Consider the following 14,730-nt stretch of genomic DNA (forward strand, 5'->3'; position numbering starts at 1 on the left):
CTCCGGTTTTACTGCACATGACTTGCAGGTACCGGAAGATGGCACAAGGCTGTGGATGGCAGCCGCTCGCGCCCGACCGAAGGAAACAAGCACCCCGATGACGGCCGCCCCTGATTCCGCTCCAACCCTCCCCGCACAGTCCGGGACGAAGCACTCGGCCTGGCACCGCGTCCGCGGCTCCATGACGCGGCAGGAGTGGATCAGGGTCGGTGGCATGGCCGCCGTGGTGCTGGCGCTGCACCTCGTCGGTTGGTTCACGCTGGTGGCGGTCGTGGCGCCGGAGCACTACACCGTCGGCACCAGGTCCTTCGGCATCGGCATCGGAGTGACCGCGTACACACTGGGCATGCGGCACGCCTTCGACGCCGACCACATCGCGGCGATCGACAACACCACGCGCAAGCTGATGGGCGACGGGCAGCGGCCGCTGTCGGTCGGCTTCTGGTTCTCCCTCGGCCACTCCAGCGTCGTCTTCGCCCTGGCCCTGCTGCTCTCCATGGGCGTACGCACCCTGGCGGGTCCGGTCGAGGACGACGACTCGCGGCTGCACGACATCACCGGGCTGATCGGTACGACGGTCTCGGGGACGTTCCTCTACCTCATCGCCGCGATCAACCTCGCCGCCCTGGCCGGCATCTGGAAGGTGTTCCGGCGGATGCGCTCCGGTCACTTCGACGAAGCCGCCCTGGAGGAGCACCTGAACAACCGGGGCTTCATGAACCGGCTCCTCGGCCGCGTCACCAAGTCGGTGGGCAAGCCCTGGCACATGTACCCGCTGGGCCTGCTCTTCGGCCTCGGCTTCGACACCGCGACGGAGATCGCACTGCTCGTGCTGGCCGGATCCGGTGCCGCCTCCGGTCTGCCCTGGTACGCGATCCTGTGCCTGCCCGTGCTGTTCGCCGCCGGCATGTCGCTGCTGGACACCGTCGACGGCTCGTTCATGAACTTCGCCTACGGCTGGGCGTTCTCCCAGCCCGTCCGCAAGGTCTACTACAACCTGACCGTCACCGGCCTGTCCGTCGCCGTCGCCCTGCTCATCGGCACGGCCGAACTCCTCGGCCTGATCGCCGACCGGTTCGCACTGCGTGGCCCGTTCTGGGACTGGATCGGCGGCCTGGACCTGAACGTACTCGGTTTCGTGGTCGCCGCCCTGTTCCTCGCCGCCTGGGCCGCCGCCCTGCTGGTGTGGAGGCTCGGCCGGATCGAGGAGAAGTGGCAGGCGGGGCCGGCCCGGCCGGCCGAGCAGGCAGGGGAGTAGCGGGGCGGGCTCCCCGCGCCCCGCCCCGCTAATCCCGCACCCGCAACGCCTTCCGCCACTTAACGATCTGCTTGTCCGGATCCCCGGTGTACGACCACGGCGTCCGTGTCGCCCGGCCGTCGAGCAGTCGCAGCACGGGCACGGCGATGTCCGTCGTGCCGGCGAGACAGGCCGCGTGGGCGAGGTGGTTGAGGTCGCGGAGCTCGGCCGGCGCCACCGCGGTCTCGCCCCGGCCGGCCATCCAGCGCTGCCAGGTGCGGCGCACGTCGCTGACCGCGCCGTCGTGGTCCCAGTGCTGGCTGAGGCCCACCGTGCCGTGCCCTCCCGGCGCGCCGTCGACGGCGTGCCGGAACTCCTCGACCCGGGCGTACTGCACGAGCACGGGCAGGGCGCTGCCGGGCGGGGCCACTTGGGCCGCGTCGCGTGCGAAGTCGTACATCAGGCCGTGACTGCCGTGCCAGCGGGCGGAGTAGTAGTGCAGCACCTGCAGGTGCCCCTCCAGGTTGTAGGGGTCCCGTTGGTACAACTCGTCCCACCAGCGGGCGAGTTCCTGCCGCCGAACCCCGGTCGGGTACAGCCGTGCCACCGAGATCAGGGAGACCCACGGCGTGGGGTCCTCCGGGTACGCCTCGGTGGCCCGCAGACAGGCCAGTACGGCGGCGTCGATCCGGTCCCGGTCGATCGTCGCCCCCCGGCCCGCCGCGATGGCCACACCGAAGGCACGGGCGGTCTCGGTCGCCGCGCGCAGCACCAGCGCGTCGGCGGCGTGGGGCTCGGCGGCCAGCCAGGACTCCACCGTCGTGCTGCTCGCGCAACGCTGCGCGAGCAGCCGGACCCGGTGGCCCCTGGAGGACCAGTCGACCCCGGAGGACCGCAACAGCTCACGCAGCCCCTGCCAGCGGCCGATCACGATGTCCTGCCGGGCCGAGGTGAGGGCGTGGTCCCCGCAGTCGGGGTCGAAGTCGAGGGTGAACTTGGAGGCGAAGCGGTCTCGCGCCATCGGGTTGCTCCCGCTCAGAAGTCGGTGGGGAGACCCTCGTGGACCACGGAGTTCCAGGCGGCGCGGTCGTCGGTGACGTAGTCCGCCTCGACGGTGCGGGTGGCGTCCAGCTTGGCGGGCCGGTAGTAGTCGCTGCCCCGCCTCCAGTACCACAGCATCGGCACCAGGCCGACGGCCAGCCCGCCGATGCCGATCGCGACGGCCGCACCGCTCAGCTCGCCCAGCGACTCGATGAGGATCCAGAACATGAACAGGGCGCCGAACAGCGGCCACAGCCCGCCGAACAGGAAGTCGGCCGCCGACCTCAGCAGCATCTTGCGGTAGGCCACCACGACCGCGAGCCCCGCGAGACCGTAGTACACGGCGATCTGAAGACCGATCGCCGAGATGGCGTCGGCGAGGATCTCACCCACCGAGCCGAGGGCGTTGGAGGCGATGAACATCACCAGCGCCACCCCGCCGACCACCGTGATGGCGACCCACGGCGTGTTCCAGGTGCGGTGCACCCGCCCCAGCGCGGACGGCATCGTGCGGTCGCGCCCCATCGCGAACAGCGAACGCGTGACCTGGATGAGCGTCGTCTCCAGGGTCGCGATGGTGGACAGCATGACGGCGACGATCAGCAGCTTGCCGCCCCAGCCGGGCCACACCTCGTCGCCGAGCACCGCCAGCACGTTGGCGTCGTTCGCCTCGATCTGCTTCGAGGACAGGATGACGTTCACGGCGATGGTGAACACCTCGAACAGCAGGAAGACGATGCCCACGCCGATCAGCCCCGCGAGCCCCGTCGTGCGGCGGCTGTTGCGGGTCTCCTCGCTGAGGTTGCTGGTGACGTCCCAGCCCCAGTAGTAGAACGCGGCGATGAGCGCGCCCGAGGCGAAGCCGGACACTCCGTCGAAGTGGCCGAAACCCAGCCAGGACCAGTCGAAGGCGCTCGCGTTGCCGGTGTGGAAGAGCGCCAGCACCGCGAACAGCAGCAGGATCGCCAGCTCGACGCCCGACATCAGCAGCTGTGCTCGCGCGGTGAGCCGGGCGCCGCCCAGCACCACGCCCAGCATGACCAGGAACCACACGGTGCCGACCACCGTCGACAGCATCGTGTCGTCGGCGAGCTTGCCGTCGAACAGGGCCAGTGTCATCGACCCGGCGGGCAGCGAACCGGCCACCATGAAGATGGTCGCCGACACCACCAGTGCCCAGCCGCTGAGGAAGCCGAGGAAGGGGTGCAGCGTGCGTCCCACCCAGGAGTAGCTGGCCCCCGCGTTGACGTCGATGCGGCCGAGGTAGCTGAACGCCAGCGCGATGCCCAGCATGGGTATCGCGCAGTACAGCAGTGCCGCCGGACTGGCGAGGCCCACCGCTCCTACCAGGACCGCGGTGGTCGCCGCCAGCGAATAGGCGGGGGCGCTGCCCGCCACCGCCATGACCACGGTGTCGACCGTGCCGAGGGCATTGGCCTGCAGCCCTCTGCCCCTCTGGTTGCTCATCGTCGTGCTGCTTTCGTTCGTGCACGCGCGCGGGGCGGCCCGGCCCGGCGGCGTACGGGGTGGGGAGGGGGGTGCGGACTCGCTCCGGCCCCGCGGCCGGACCCGGAGAGGGGTGGCCTCGGGTCAGGGCCGGTCAGGAGGAGAGAGGGGATGTGACGACGAGCAGCCTTGCGGGGACACTCGGTCACATGGCGTGGGTGGCAGCGATGATATCGGGATTTGTTTACGTTTCAAGGTGAGCGTCCGGTAAACCCTCCATGGCGGTCGCCCGGCGGCGGCCTCCCCGCAGGTGGTGGCGTCCGAAGCGCGGGGGATTAGAGGCTGGGCTGCGGGAAACGCGAACCGGGACCGTGCCAGCACAGGCGTCGAGCGACGAAAGGGAGACGGCGATGAGCGAGCGGCAGCCGGAACAGACCCCGATGGCGGACGACGCGTACCAGCCGACCGGGAGCAACGAGGACCAGGAGGACGCCGCACCCCTGGACCTGCAGGACGCACTGGACGAGCGGACCTACGACGACACCCTCGACGAGGGCTATTCGCCCCCGGAGAAGCCGCTGGGCGCCACCCGCTACGGCACGACCGCGGCCGAGCAGCACGACGGCGAGAGTCTCGACCAGCGGCTGGCCCAGGAGCGGCCCGACGTGTCACCGCCCCCGGGGGATGCCGTGGGAGACCTGCCGGGCGGTGAGGGTGAGCCCGTCGACCCCGAGGCGGGCACCGATCGCGCCGGCCGGCTCGTGGCCCCCGACGAGGGTGCCCACCCCGACACCACGAAGGAGTCCGTCGCGGACGACGTGGGCATCGACGGGGGAGCGGCCGGTGCGGAGGAGGCGGCGGTGCACGTCGTCGAGGACGAGACGGCGCTGCCCGAGTAGCTGGCGCCGCTCTCAGGGCCGGGCCGGGTCAGTCTCCCAGGTGGTCTATCTGCCGCAGCTTGTTCGTGGCGTCCAGGGCGGCCACCTTGTACGACTCCGCGAGCGTCGGGTAGTTGAACACCGCGTCGACGAGGTAGTCCACAGTGCCCCCGCAGCCCATCACGGACTGGCCGATGTGGATCAGTTCGGTGGCCCCCGAGCCGAAGCAGTGCACACCGAGCAGTGTGCGGTCCTCGGGGGAGACCAGCAGTTTGAGCATGCCGTGGGAGTCGCCGATGATCTGACCGCGGGCCAGTTCCCGGTAGCGGGCGATGCCCACCTCGAACGGCACGCTGTCGGCGGTGAGTTGGTTCTCCGTCCGGCCGACGAAGCTGATCTCGGGGATGGTGTAGATGCCGATGGGCTGCAGGTCGTGCATACGGCCCACCGGCTCGCCGAAGGCGTGGTGGGCGGCCGCCCGGCCCTGCTCCATCGAGGTCGCGGCCAGCGCGGGGAAGCCGATCACATCACCGACGGCGTAGATGTGCGGCACCCCGGTGCGGTAGCGCTCGTCCACCGTGATCCTGCCACGCGCGTCCGCCGACAGCCCGGCCTTGTCCAGGTCGAGACCGTCGGTGACGCCCTGGCGGCCCGCGGAGTACATCACCACGTCCGCGGGGATCTTCTTGCCGCTCTCCAGGACGGTCAGCGCGCCGCGCGGATGACGTTCCACGGCGGCGACGGTCTCCCCGAACCGGAAGGTGACGGCCAGGTCCCGCAGGTGGTACCTGAGCGACTCGACGACCTCCACGTCGCACAGGTCCAGCATGCCCGGGCGTCTCTCGACCACCGTCACCCGGCTGCCCAGAGCGGCGAACATGGAGGCGTACTCCATCCCGATCACCCCGGCGCCCACGATGACCATGGAGCGCGGCACCCGCTCCAGCGTGAGCACGTTGTCCGAGTCCAGGATCGTCCGCCCGTCGAACTCGACGCTGTCCGGGCGGGCGGGCCGGGTCCCGGTGGCGATCACGATGTGCTCCGCGCTCAGCAGCCGCTCCTGGCCGGTCACCTCGCGCAGGGCGACGGTGTGCGGGTCGACGAAACGGGCGGTGCCGGCGTGCAGGGCGACATGGTTGCGGGAGAGCTGGCTGCGGATGACGTCGATCTCCCGGCCGACCACGTGCTGGGTGCGCGCGATCAGGTCCGCGACGGTGATGTCCTCCTTCAGGCGATAGCTCTGCCCGTACAGATCACGCTGGGTGAGGCCGGTGAGGTACAGCACCGCTTCGCGCAGCGTCTTGGAGGGAATGGTTCCGGTGTGGAGGGAGACCCCGCCGACCATGTCGGGGCGGTCGACGACCGCCACGCGGCGGCCCAGCTTGGCCGCCGCGATGGCGGCCTTCTGGCCGCCGGGTCCGGATCCGATGACAAGCATGTCGAAGTCGAAGTCGGGCACCCCCGGAGTCTGACAGCCCGCGGGCTCGCAGCGGAAGTACGAACGGCGGACCACCGCCCGGCGCGACTGCCGACCTGCCCGGCGGGCACTGGGACTTCGCCCGCGCGGGAGCACCACCGCCCCCGCCGCGCGCAGAACCCAGGGGGTTTCCTGTGGATCAGGCCGTCCGTGAGTCACGGCGCCTTCCGGCTGACTCGAGCGGGGGTGATGGGGGTGCCCCCGCTCGAGACCGGTCGAGCGTGGGGGAGCGCGTGCCAGGCCCCGCGACCCCGGCATGATCCACAAGGCGCCCTCTAAGGCAGGAGCTTCTCCATGGCGGCCGGGCCCTCGGCCGCCAGCTTGCGCTGGGCCCACTCGAGGTTCGCCGGGGTGACGTCCCGGCCCGTCGCCAGCACCAGGTCCTCCGGCGTGACCTGGCCGCCGGAGCCGGTGTGGAGCAGTGAGTCCGGGGTGCGCAGGTCGTCGGACGACCGGGACGTTTCGGGTTCTGACGTCGACATGATGCCTCCTCGTCGGGCCCGTACGGCCCCTGCCGCGGTACCGGGGCCCACTCTCACGATTCACCGCTTGGCCGCGCCCTGCATCCGGAAGAGGGACGGGGCCCGGTGACTGCGCTGACGAGGTACCTTGACCCGGCGGAAGGAAACCCCGGGGTCCTAAGCTGGAACCAGCCCGTTCGCCCGTAGCCGGGAGGCCGCACATGGCCGAGACGCAGCTTTCGCAGGACGCACCCTGGCGCACGCGCCCCCTGCCGATCGCCGAGCACGGGTTGATCGGCGATCTGCGCAGCGTGGCACTGGTCGGCAGCGACGGCACGATCGACTGGTACTGCTGCCCGGCCTTCGACGCCCCCAGCGTCTTCGCGGCGATCCTCGACAGCGAGCGGGGCGGGGCCTTCGAGCTGGCGGCGACCGTGTCGGCCCGGACCAAGCAGTTCTACTTCCCGGACACCAACGTGCTGATCACCCGGTTCTTCACCGAGGACGGGGTCGGCGAGGTGCAGGACTTCATGCCCGTCAGCGCAGAGTCCACGGAGCCCTCCGAGGCCGGCCGGCACCGGCTGATCCGACGTGTCCTGTGCGTCCGCGGCACCGTACCCTTCCGGGCCCGTGTCGCCCCCCGCTTCGACTACGGCGCCGCCCCGCACACCCTGAGCATGCTGGGCGACACCGCCCTCTTCGAGTCCCCGGACATGTCCCTGGCGCTGACCGCGACCGTGCCCCTGGAGAGCGACGGCGTGGACGCGTGCGCCGATTTCAAGCTCGCGGAGGGGGAGACCGCGGTCTTCGCCCTGGACCAGGTCGGCGACCAGGTGGCACCGCGCGGCTGCGCCCGCGCCGAGGCCGAACGCCAGTTCGCCGCTACCGTCGCCTACTGGCGGCGCTGGCTGTCCCAGTCCCGCTACCGCGGCCGCTGGCGCGAGATGGTCCACCGCTCCGCGCTCACCCTGAAGCTGCTCACCTACGCGCCGACCGGCGCGATCGTGGCCGCGCCCACCACCAGCCTCCCCGAGCGGATCGGCGGCGAGCGCAACTGGGACTACCGCTACGTGTGGGTCCGGGACGCCGCCTTCTGCGTGTACGCACTGCTGCGGCTCGGCTTCTCCGGCGAGGCCGCCGCGTTCATGCGGTTCCTGACCACCCACATCAGCCCCGGCGACGGCCGCGCGTCCGGCCCGCTGCAGATCATGTACGGCATCGACGGCCGCACCGACCTGCCCGAACGCGAACTCCGCCACCTTTCCGGCCACCAGGGCTCCGCCCCGGTCCGGGTCGGCAACGCCGCCGCCGACCAACTCCAGCTCGACATCTACGGCGCCCTCATCGACTCCATCTACCTCTACGACAAGTGGGCCCAGCCCATCTCCAGCGACCAGTGGGACGACGTCTGCCAGCTCGTCGACTGGGTCTGCGACCACTGGGACCAGCCCGACGAAGGAGTCTGGGAGACCCGCGGCGGACGCCAGAACTTCCTCTACTCCCGTCTGATGTGCTGGGTGGCCATCGAGCGGGCCATCCGCCTGGCCACCCGGCGCGGCCTGCCCGCAGACCACCGCCGCTGGCGGCAGAGCCGGGACACCATCTACCGGCGGATCATGGACCGCGGCTGGTCGCCGCGGCGTCGCGCCTTCGTCCAGCACGAGGGGGACGACGTCCTGGACGCCTCCGTGCTGATGATGCCGCTGGCCAAGTTCATCGCCCCCACCGACCCCAAGTGGCTGTCCACCCTGGACGCCCTGACCGAGGAACTGGTCTCCGACTCCCTCGTGTACCGCTACGACCCGCAGGCCAGCCCCGACGGAGTGCGCGGCGACGAGGGCACCTTCTCGATCTGCTCCTTCTGGTACGTCGAGGCCCTGGTGCGCGCCGGCCGGCTGGAGGAGGCGCGCCTGGCGTTCGAGAAGATGCTCACCTACGCCAACCATCTCGGCCTGTACGCCGAGGAGATCGGCCGTACCGGCGAGCAACAGGGCAACTTCCCGCAGGCGTTCACCCACCTGTCGTTGATCAGCGCTGCCTTCAACCTGGACCGCGCCCTCGGCTGAACCGCGGAGCGTCACGCTCCGGCAATGTCTGTCACCGGAGCGTAACAGTCGAGCGCGGCACCACAACTCCCCCTGGGCGTCCCGTGTCGAACAGGGCGTCGGCCATCAAACAGGATCCGACGGGACGTCAACCGACCATGGGGGAACGGGACATGACCCGCATCGCACGCACGACCCGCCGCACCACCGCCTCCGCCGCCGCCACGGCCGCCTCCTTCCTGCTGCTCGCAGGCGCCGGCATCCTGGCCGCGCCGTCCGCGTTCGCGGGCGTTCCCGGCGGCACCAGCGCCGCCGACCGGAACAGCGACTTCAACGGCGACGGCTACACAGACGTCCTCACCGGCGTTCCCGAGGGCACCGTCGACGGCAAGAAGGGCGCCGGATACGTCACCGTCCAGTACGGCGCCCCGAACGGCATCGGCACCAACAGGACGGTGCCCAAGGGCCGCACCGCGGTCATCAGCCAGTCCACCAAGGGCGTGCCCGGCACCTCGGAGGCCTGGGACGACTTCGGTCAGGCGGTCGCCACCGGCGACCTGGACGGCGACGGCTACGACGACGCGGTCATCGGCGCGCCCGGCGAGGACGTCGGCAGCGTCGCCGACGCCGGCCGGGTGACCGTCCTGTACGGCTCCAAGGCCGGCCTGGGCGCCGAGCGCACCGCCACCGTCACCGCCGCGAAGCCCGCCCGCCTGGCCCGGTTCGGGCTCGCGGTCGCCGCCGCCCGGTTCACCGGGGACACCGACGCGGACCAACTCGTCGCCGTCGACGAGAAGGTGGGCCTGACCGCCTTCACGTACCACGCGGGCGTGCTGCGGCGCGTCGGCGCCCCGCACTCCACCGGCCGCAAGCTGCAGCCCGCCTCTGTGACCACCGGCGACTACGACCGCGACGGCTACGCAGACCTCGTCGTCTCCGGCTTCGCTCCCGGTGACTCGAGCCAGGGCTGGTCCGCGTACTACGCGGGCGGCGCCGAGGGCCTGGGCTACCGGCGGGACCTACAGGGCGGCCTGGGCGCGGCCTCCGGGGACATCAACCGCGACGGCTACGACGACCTCGTCGTCGGCCAGCCCAGCGCCTCCGACGTCGCGGACGCGCCGGGCGGCCTGGTCGGCGTCTACTACGGCGGCGAGGACGGGCCGGCCGGCACCCAGGACCCCGGAACACCCGCGCAGTGGTGGTCGCAGAACTCCCCGGGCGTGCCCGGCACGGCCGAGCAGGGCGACGCCTGGGGCGCCGACCTGTCCGTGGCCGACGTGAACGGCGACGGCTATGCGGACGTGGCCGTCGGCGCGCCCGGCGAGGACGTGGGCACCGTCGCCGACGCGGGAGCGGTGTGGCTGTTGCGCGGCACCGCGAAGGGCCTGACCGGGACCGGCGCCCAGTCCTTCGACCAGAACACCCGCGGGATCCCCGGCGCGGCCGAGGCGGACGACGGCTGGGGTGCCCAGGTGCGGCTCGTGGACACCGACGGCGACGGCCGCGCCGAACTGCTCGCTTCGGCGCCCGCTGAGAACGCCGGGGACGGCGCGGTGTGGCTGCTGCCCGCCAGCGGTCGCGGCCTGCTCGCTGACGGATCGTGGGTGTACGGCGCCTCCGCCCTCGGCGGGAACGGGTACGGCGCCCGCTTCGGTGCGGTGATCGACGAATAGTCCCAGATGGGGCGGTGTGTCCGCAGACGGCATGGGTACTCGGTGGCCTGTCGGAAAGCACAGCGAGCTGGGTCAGGAGATGGAGGCAAATCCTATGACCAGCAGCACCGAGACCGGCGACGTCACCGGTACCCGGGACAAGGACTACAACCTGGTCTGGTACGTCGAGGCGTGTCTGAGCAACGCTCTCCGCCTTGAGCAGTACATCCAGGACGCGGAACGCGACAAGGACCAGGAGGTCGTCGACCTGTTCCGCAAGGCGCAGGCGGACAGCCGCAAGGGAGCCGAGCTGGGCAAGCAGCTCTTGCGCTCGCGGCTGAACGGAAGCTGACGCACGCTCCGCGGCTCAGGCGAAGCGGGAACTGGCCACCGGTCCGGCAGAGGGAAGGCGGGCCCGGTCCCCGCGCAGCCAGGTGCCGCGCACAGCCGTGGCGAAGGCGGCGAACGCCTCGTCATGGTCAGCCGGACCCGAGCCGTCGCTTTCGTCGGCGGCCGGGTCCGCTCGTGTGATCTCGTCGGCGATCTCCGCCTCCGGCCGGTCGTCGGCCGGGCCCCGCTCGACGTCCCCGTCGGCTCCCAGACGCATCTGTTCACCCCACGGTGCCAGCACGGACTGGTGCAGCAGGGTGACGCTGTCCGCCGTGACGGCGGGGGCGTCGGTCCAGCAGCTCGCGTGCTCGTGGAGAACCTGCCCGTCGGCGCGCTCGAAGAGCTGCCCGATCACCTCGGGCCCGTCGTCCTCGCGGGCGAGCTCGTTCAGGTCGTACGCCACGACGACGGTGTCCTCGCGCCCGGCGACGAAGGGCTCCGCCGGAAGATCCAGCACCTCGGCGGCGGCCAGACCCAGGATCCGGGAACCCCGGTCGGGCAGCAGCGACACCGACCGCGGCCGCACCCCGGCGGCCGTCAGCAGCGTCCGCAGCCGTTGCAGACCCCGCAGGCACTGCCCCGGGGTGTCCTGGAGAAAGGCGTACCGGCCCGCCATCCCCGCGTCGAAGCCGAACGGGGAGAGCGTGCCGAGCACGGTGCCACCGATGACGTACTGCCAACCGCGCAGATCCGACAGGTCCAGCGGGCCGCACCGCTGCGCCGCCACGGCCCGCTCCAGCATGCGGTTCTGCCGGTCCCGGGCCGGCTGCCACATGGCGTCCTCCGGATCCGGCAGCAGGGCGTGCTGCCGCCGGGCCAGGGCCAGATCGCCCGACATGACGGCGTTGAAGACCAGCAGGTAACGGTCGGGCCAGTCGGTGAACTCCGCCTCGTGCCGGGCCAGTTCCCCGGCCGCCTCGCGATGCCGGCCCTCCCGCTCATAGGCCGACACCAGCTCCCGTACGACCGTCAGCCGACCCGGGTTGGTGCGCAGCACCTCGCGCAGGGCCGGGATCGCCAGGAAGGACAGGCCTCGTTCCACGCAGGCGTACCCGAAGTCGAAGAGCGCCTGCGCGTGGTCGGGGCGGGCCGCCAGCGCGACGGCCGCCTGCTCCAGGTCGTCGAAGCCGACGGCCTTCGCCGCCCGTCCGACCACCGGGGCCACCTCACCGGGCGGCAGCTCCTCCGCGGCGGTCCGGAGCAACCGTATGGCAGCGGGTATGTCTCCGGACTCCAGGCACTCCCAGGCCTTGCTGAGTTCCGGGGACTTCGAACGGCGATTCCTGCGCGAGAACATGGAGGAGATCGTCACCCGTCAACTTGCAGGTTTTCAAACGCATTTCGCCGAGACCGCTCTCACGGCACCGCCTGCTCCGCCCAGATGATCTTGCCGGTGGGGGTGTAGCGGGTGCCCCAGCGCTCGGCCAGCTGCGCGACGAGGAACAGGCCACGACCGCCCTCGTCGGTGGTCGCCGCGTACCGCAGATGCGGTGAGGTGGTGCTGCCGTCGGACACCTCGCAGATCAGCGCCCGGTCACGCAGCAGCCGTACGCCGATGGGCCCGCGGCCGTACCGAATGGCATTGGTGACCAGCTCGCTCAGGATCAACTCCGTGGTGAACGCCAGGTCTTCCAGTTCCCACTCGGCCAACTGCCGGGTCACCGCGGCCCTTACCTCGGAGACGGCCGCCGGTTCGGACGGCACCTCCCACTCGGCGACCCGGTCGGCGTCCAGGGTGCGGGTGCGGGCGACGATCAGGGCGACGTCGTCGCTCGGCCGGGCGGGCAGCCGGTCCAGTACCGCCCGGCAGGTGTCCTCGGGGGAGTCCCCGGCACGCTTCAGGGCGTCCCGCAGCAGTTCCAGGCCCTCGTCGATGTCCCGTTCCCGGTCTTCAACCAGGCCGTCCGTGTACAGCACCAGCCGACTGCCCTCCGGCAGTTCCAGCTCGGCCGCTTCGAAGGGCAGTCCGCCCAGGCCCAGCGGCGGCCCGGCGGGCACTTCGGGGAAGTCGACACTCCCGTCGGGCCGGACCAGCGCGGGCGGGGGATGACCGGCCCGGGCGACGGTGCAGCGGCGGGAGACCGGGTCGTACACCGCGTACAGACAGGTCGCCCCGGTGACCACCGCGGCGCCGTCCGCCGGCGTCTCGTCCTGGTCGATACGGGCGACCAGCTCGTCCAGCAGGGCCAGCAGCTCGTCGGGCGGCAGGTCCAGCGCGGAGAAGTTGTGCACGGCCGTGCGCAGCCGCCCCATGGTGGCCGCCGCGTGCAGCCCGTGCCCCACCACGTCCCCCACCACCATCGCCACCCGGGCCCCGGACAGCGGCAGTACGTCGAACCAGTCGCCGCCCACCCCCGCCTGCGCGGGCAGATAGCGGTAGGCGATCTCCAGGGCGCTCTGGGCGGGCAGGGAGCGGGGCAGCAGGCTGCGCTGGAGGGCGACCGCCATGCTGTGCTCGCGGGTGTAGCGGCGGGCGTTGTCGATGGACACCGCGGCACGGGCCACCAGTTCCTCGGCCAGCGCCACCTCCTCGACGTCGAACGGCTCGGGCCTCTGGGAGCGCCAGAAGTTCACCACGCCCAGCACCAGGCTGCCTGCCCGCAGCGGCACGGTGACCAGCGAGTGGATGCCGTACTCCACGACCTGCTCGGTGCGTTCCAGATCCTGCGCCAGCCAGCCCGGGGCCTCCTTCAGTCGGGGCTCCACGACCGACTGGCCGGTGGCCAGGCTGCGGGCCTGCGGCGAGGTAGCCACGAACCGGATGCGTCGGCCCACCGGATACAGCGGGGCGTCCTCGCGGACGCCGCTGCACGCGGTGCGGCGCAGGGCGGTGCCCGGCTGCGGGTCCGCACCCTCGATCACGGCGTCGAACAGGTCGACGGTGGCGAAGTCCGCGAACCGGGGCACGGCCAGCTCCGCCAGTTCCTCGGCGGTGCGGGTCACGTCAAGGCTGGTGCCGATGCCGACTCCGGCGTCGTACAGCATGTCGAGGCGTTCGCGGGCCACCTCCGCCCGGCCCGACAGGGCGCGCAGCTCCGTGGAGTCGCGCAGCGTGGTCACGCTGCCGGGCGGGCCGCCCCTGAGGTCGGTGGGCCGCTGGTTGATCGCCAGCAGCCGGTCCTTGACCAGGTGCACCTCGTCGGTGGCGACCCGGCCCGAGGCCAGCAGCCCGGCGGTGGCCGCGTCGAGGCCGAGCTCCAGGACATGCCGGCGTTCGGCGTCCCCGGGCAGGTCGAGGAGGCGGTGCGCCTCGTCGTTGGCGAGCAGCAGCCGGCCTTCGCCGCTGACGATGAGGACGCCCTCCCGGACGGCGTGCAGCACCGCGTCGTGGTGCTCGTACATCCGGGTCATCTCGTACGGGCCGAGGCCGTGCGTCTGCCGCAGCAGCCGTCGGCTCACCAGGGCCGTCCCCGCGGTCGCCAGCGCCAGCGCCGCCGCGGCGGCGGCCAGCAGCAGCGGCAGTTGCTGGTCCGCGGCACCGCCGACGTGCGCTGTGGTGATGCCGGAGGACACCAGACCGACCACGGTGCCGTCGGAAGCCCGGACCGGGACCACGACCTGCACCAGCGGCCCGATGGTGCCGTTGACGTGCTCGACCACCGTGTGCCCGGCCACCGCGGGCGCGATCGTCCCGACGAACTTCTTGCCGATGCGGTCCCGCTTGGGATGGGTGTAACGGATCCCGTCCCTGTTCATCACGACGATGAAGTCCACCCGGCCGGCCTTGCGGGCGGCCTCCGCCCTCGGCTGGAGCACAGCCGTCGGGTCCTTGCCGCGCAGGGCCGCCGCCGTGCCCGGTGCGTTGGCGAACGTCTCGGCGACGGCCAGGGAACGGTTCTCGGCCTCGATGTCGCTGTCGTGCCGGACCTGCAGGACCTGCGCCACCACCGCGGAGACCACCAGCAGCAGCACGATCACCACTTGGAACACGAAGACCTGACCGGCGACACTGCGTCCGCTCAGCGCCGACCGCAGGCCGCCGGCCCGTTTTCGGGGCGGTCCGGTGCCGTCCTGCCGCGGTGGGAGCGGTGCCTGCGGATCTCCGGACCGACGAACCGGCCGGAGCGCGGTCCGGCCCAACAGTCGGACCATGCCCCATGTCT

11 protein-coding genes are annotated in these 14,730 nt (G+C 71.7%); 5 read left to right on the plus strand and 6 right to left on the minus strand.

The annotated features are described in order from the left end of the window. Positions 1-97 precede the first annotated feature (97 nt). Entirely contained in the window at positions 98-1,258 is a 1,161-nt protein-coding gene (locus tag ACFYZQ_RS06530; RefSeq protein ID WP_389142313.1) for a HoxN/HupN/NixA family nickel/cobalt transporter, read from the plus strand. A 28-nt stretch (positions 1,259-1,286) separates the two neighbouring features. On the opposite strand, the gene ACFYZQ_RS06535 is transcribed toward ACFYZQ_RS06530, so the two are convergent. Together ACFYZQ_RS06535 and ACFYZQ_RS06540 are read right to left on the minus strand one after the other, a co-directional pair. Further along, the gene (locus ACFYZQ_RS06535; RefSeq protein ID WP_389142315.1) at positions 1,287-2,258 is read right to left on the minus strand and encodes a hypothetical protein; all 972 of its coding nucleotides are present in this window, start codon (positions 2,256-2,258) and stop codon (positions 1,287-1,289) included. A gap of 14 nt (positions 2,259-2,272) precedes the next feature. Next, a complete protein-coding gene (locus ACFYZQ_RS06540; RefSeq protein WP_389142317.1) occupies positions 2,273-3,745 on the minus strand; it encodes an APC family permease in 1,473 nt (490 codons plus the stop codon). A 389-nt stretch (positions 3,746-4,134) separates the two neighbouring features. Here ACFYZQ_RS06540 and ACFYZQ_RS06545 point away from each other — a divergent pair, with 389 nt between their 5' ends. Beyond that, on the plus strand, positions 4,135-4,623 hold the full coding sequence (locus ACFYZQ_RS06545) for a DUF5709 domain-containing protein (RefSeq protein WP_389142319.1): 489 nt from the start codon (positions 4,135-4,137) through the stop codon (positions 4,621-4,623). Between the two features lie 28 nt (positions 4,624-4,651). Here ACFYZQ_RS06545 and sthA read toward each other — a convergent pair whose 3' ends face one another. Together sthA and ACFYZQ_RS06555 are read right to left on the minus strand one after the other, a co-directional pair. Continuing rightward, on the minus strand, positions 4,652-6,040 hold the full coding sequence (gene sthA / locus ACFYZQ_RS06550) for a Si-specific NAD(P)(+) transhydrogenase (RefSeq protein ID WP_389143211.1): 1,389 nt from the start codon (positions 6,038-6,040) through the stop codon (positions 4,652-4,654). Positions 6,041-6,354: 314 nt separating this feature from the next. Beyond that, a complete protein-coding gene (locus ACFYZQ_RS06555; RefSeq protein ID WP_388793585.1) occupies positions 6,355-6,561 on the minus strand; it encodes a hypothetical protein in 207 nt (68 codons plus the stop codon). Between the two features lie 200 nt (positions 6,562-6,761). Here ACFYZQ_RS06555 and ACFYZQ_RS06560 point away from each other — a divergent pair, with 200 nt between their 5' ends. From ACFYZQ_RS06560 to ACFYZQ_RS06570, 3 genes are all read left to right on the plus strand, one after another. After that, positions 6,762-8,606 carry a glycoside hydrolase family 15 protein gene (locus ACFYZQ_RS06560; RefSeq protein ID WP_389142321.1) on the plus strand — a complete coding sequence of 615 codons (1,845 nt, stop codon included), beginning with the start codon at positions 6,762-6,764 and terminating at the stop codon, positions 8,604-8,606. Between the two features lie 152 nt (positions 8,607-8,758). Then, the gene (locus tag ACFYZQ_RS06565; RefSeq protein WP_389142323.1) at positions 8,759-10,258 is read left to right on the plus strand and encodes an FG-GAP repeat protein; all 1,500 of its coding nucleotides are present in this window, start codon (positions 8,759-8,761) and stop codon (positions 10,256-10,258) included. A 94-nt stretch (positions 10,259-10,352) separates the two neighbouring features. After that, a complete protein-coding gene (locus ACFYZQ_RS06570; protein ID WP_388793579.1) occupies positions 10,353-10,589 on the plus strand; it encodes a hypothetical protein in 237 nt (78 codons plus the stop codon). Between the two features lie 15 nt (positions 10,590-10,604). On the opposite strand, the gene ACFYZQ_RS06575 is transcribed toward ACFYZQ_RS06570, so the two are convergent. Together ACFYZQ_RS06575 and ACFYZQ_RS06580 are read right to left on the minus strand one after the other, a co-directional pair. Continuing rightward, on the minus strand, positions 10,605-11,924 hold the full coding sequence (locus ACFYZQ_RS06575) for a tetratricopeptide repeat protein (protein WP_389142325.1): 1,320 nt from the start codon (positions 11,922-11,924) through the stop codon (positions 10,605-10,607). Between the two features lie 59 nt (positions 11,925-11,983). Beyond that, entirely contained in the window at positions 11,984-14,719 is a 2,736-nt protein-coding gene (locus tag ACFYZQ_RS06580) for a SpoIIE family protein phosphatase (protein ID WP_389142327.1), read from the minus strand. Positions 14,720-14,730 lie beyond the last annotated feature (11 nt).

Source organism: Streptomyces sp. NPDC001843, assembly GCF_042891955.1.
In the GTDB taxonomy this organism is placed as follows: Bacteria; Actinomycetota; Actinomycetes; order Streptomycetales; family Streptomycetaceae; genus Streptomyces.

Coding starts and splice junctions, on each gene's coding strand:
- ACFYZQ_RS06540 (WP_389142317.1), bottom strand. CDS start 3,745: ATGAGCAACCAGAGGGGCAGAGGGCTGCAGGCCAATGCCCTCGGCACG.
- ACFYZQ_RS06560 (WP_389142321.1), top strand. CDS start 6,762: ATGGCCGAGACGCAGCTTTCGCAGGACGCACCCTGGCGCACGCGCCCC.
- ACFYZQ_RS06575 (WP_389142325.1), bottom strand. CDS start 11,924: ATGTTCTCGCGCAGGAATCGCCGTTCGAAGTCCCCGGAACTCAGCAAG.
- ACFYZQ_RS06535 (WP_389142315.1), bottom strand. CDS start 2,258: ATGGCGCGAGACCGCTTCGCCTCCAAGTTCACCCTCGACTTCGACCCC.
- ACFYZQ_RS06530 (WP_389142313.1), top strand. CDS start 98: ATGACGGCCGCCCCTGATTCCGCTCCAACCCTCCCCGCACAGTCCGGG.
- ACFYZQ_RS06555 (WP_388793585.1), bottom strand. CDS start 6,561: ATGTCGACGTCAGAACCCGAAACGTCCCGGTCGTCCGACGACCTGCGC.
- ACFYZQ_RS06545 (WP_389142319.1), top strand. CDS start 4,135: ATGAGCGAGCGGCAGCCGGAACAGACCCCGATGGCGGACGACGCGTAC.
- ACFYZQ_RS06570 (WP_388793579.1), top strand. CDS start 10,353: ATGACCAGCAGCACCGAGACCGGCGACGTCACCGGTACCCGGGACAAG.
- sthA (WP_389143211.1), bottom strand. CDS start 6,040: ATGCTTGTCATCGGATCCGGACCCGGCGGCCAGAAGGCCGCCATCGCG.
- ACFYZQ_RS06565 (WP_389142323.1), top strand. CDS start 8,759: ATGACCCGCATCGCACGCACGACCCGCCGCACCACCGCCTCCGCCGCC.
- ACFYZQ_RS06580 (WP_389142327.1), bottom strand. CDS start 14,719: ATGGTCCGACTGTTGGGCCGGACCGCGCTCCGGCCGGTTCGTCGGTCC.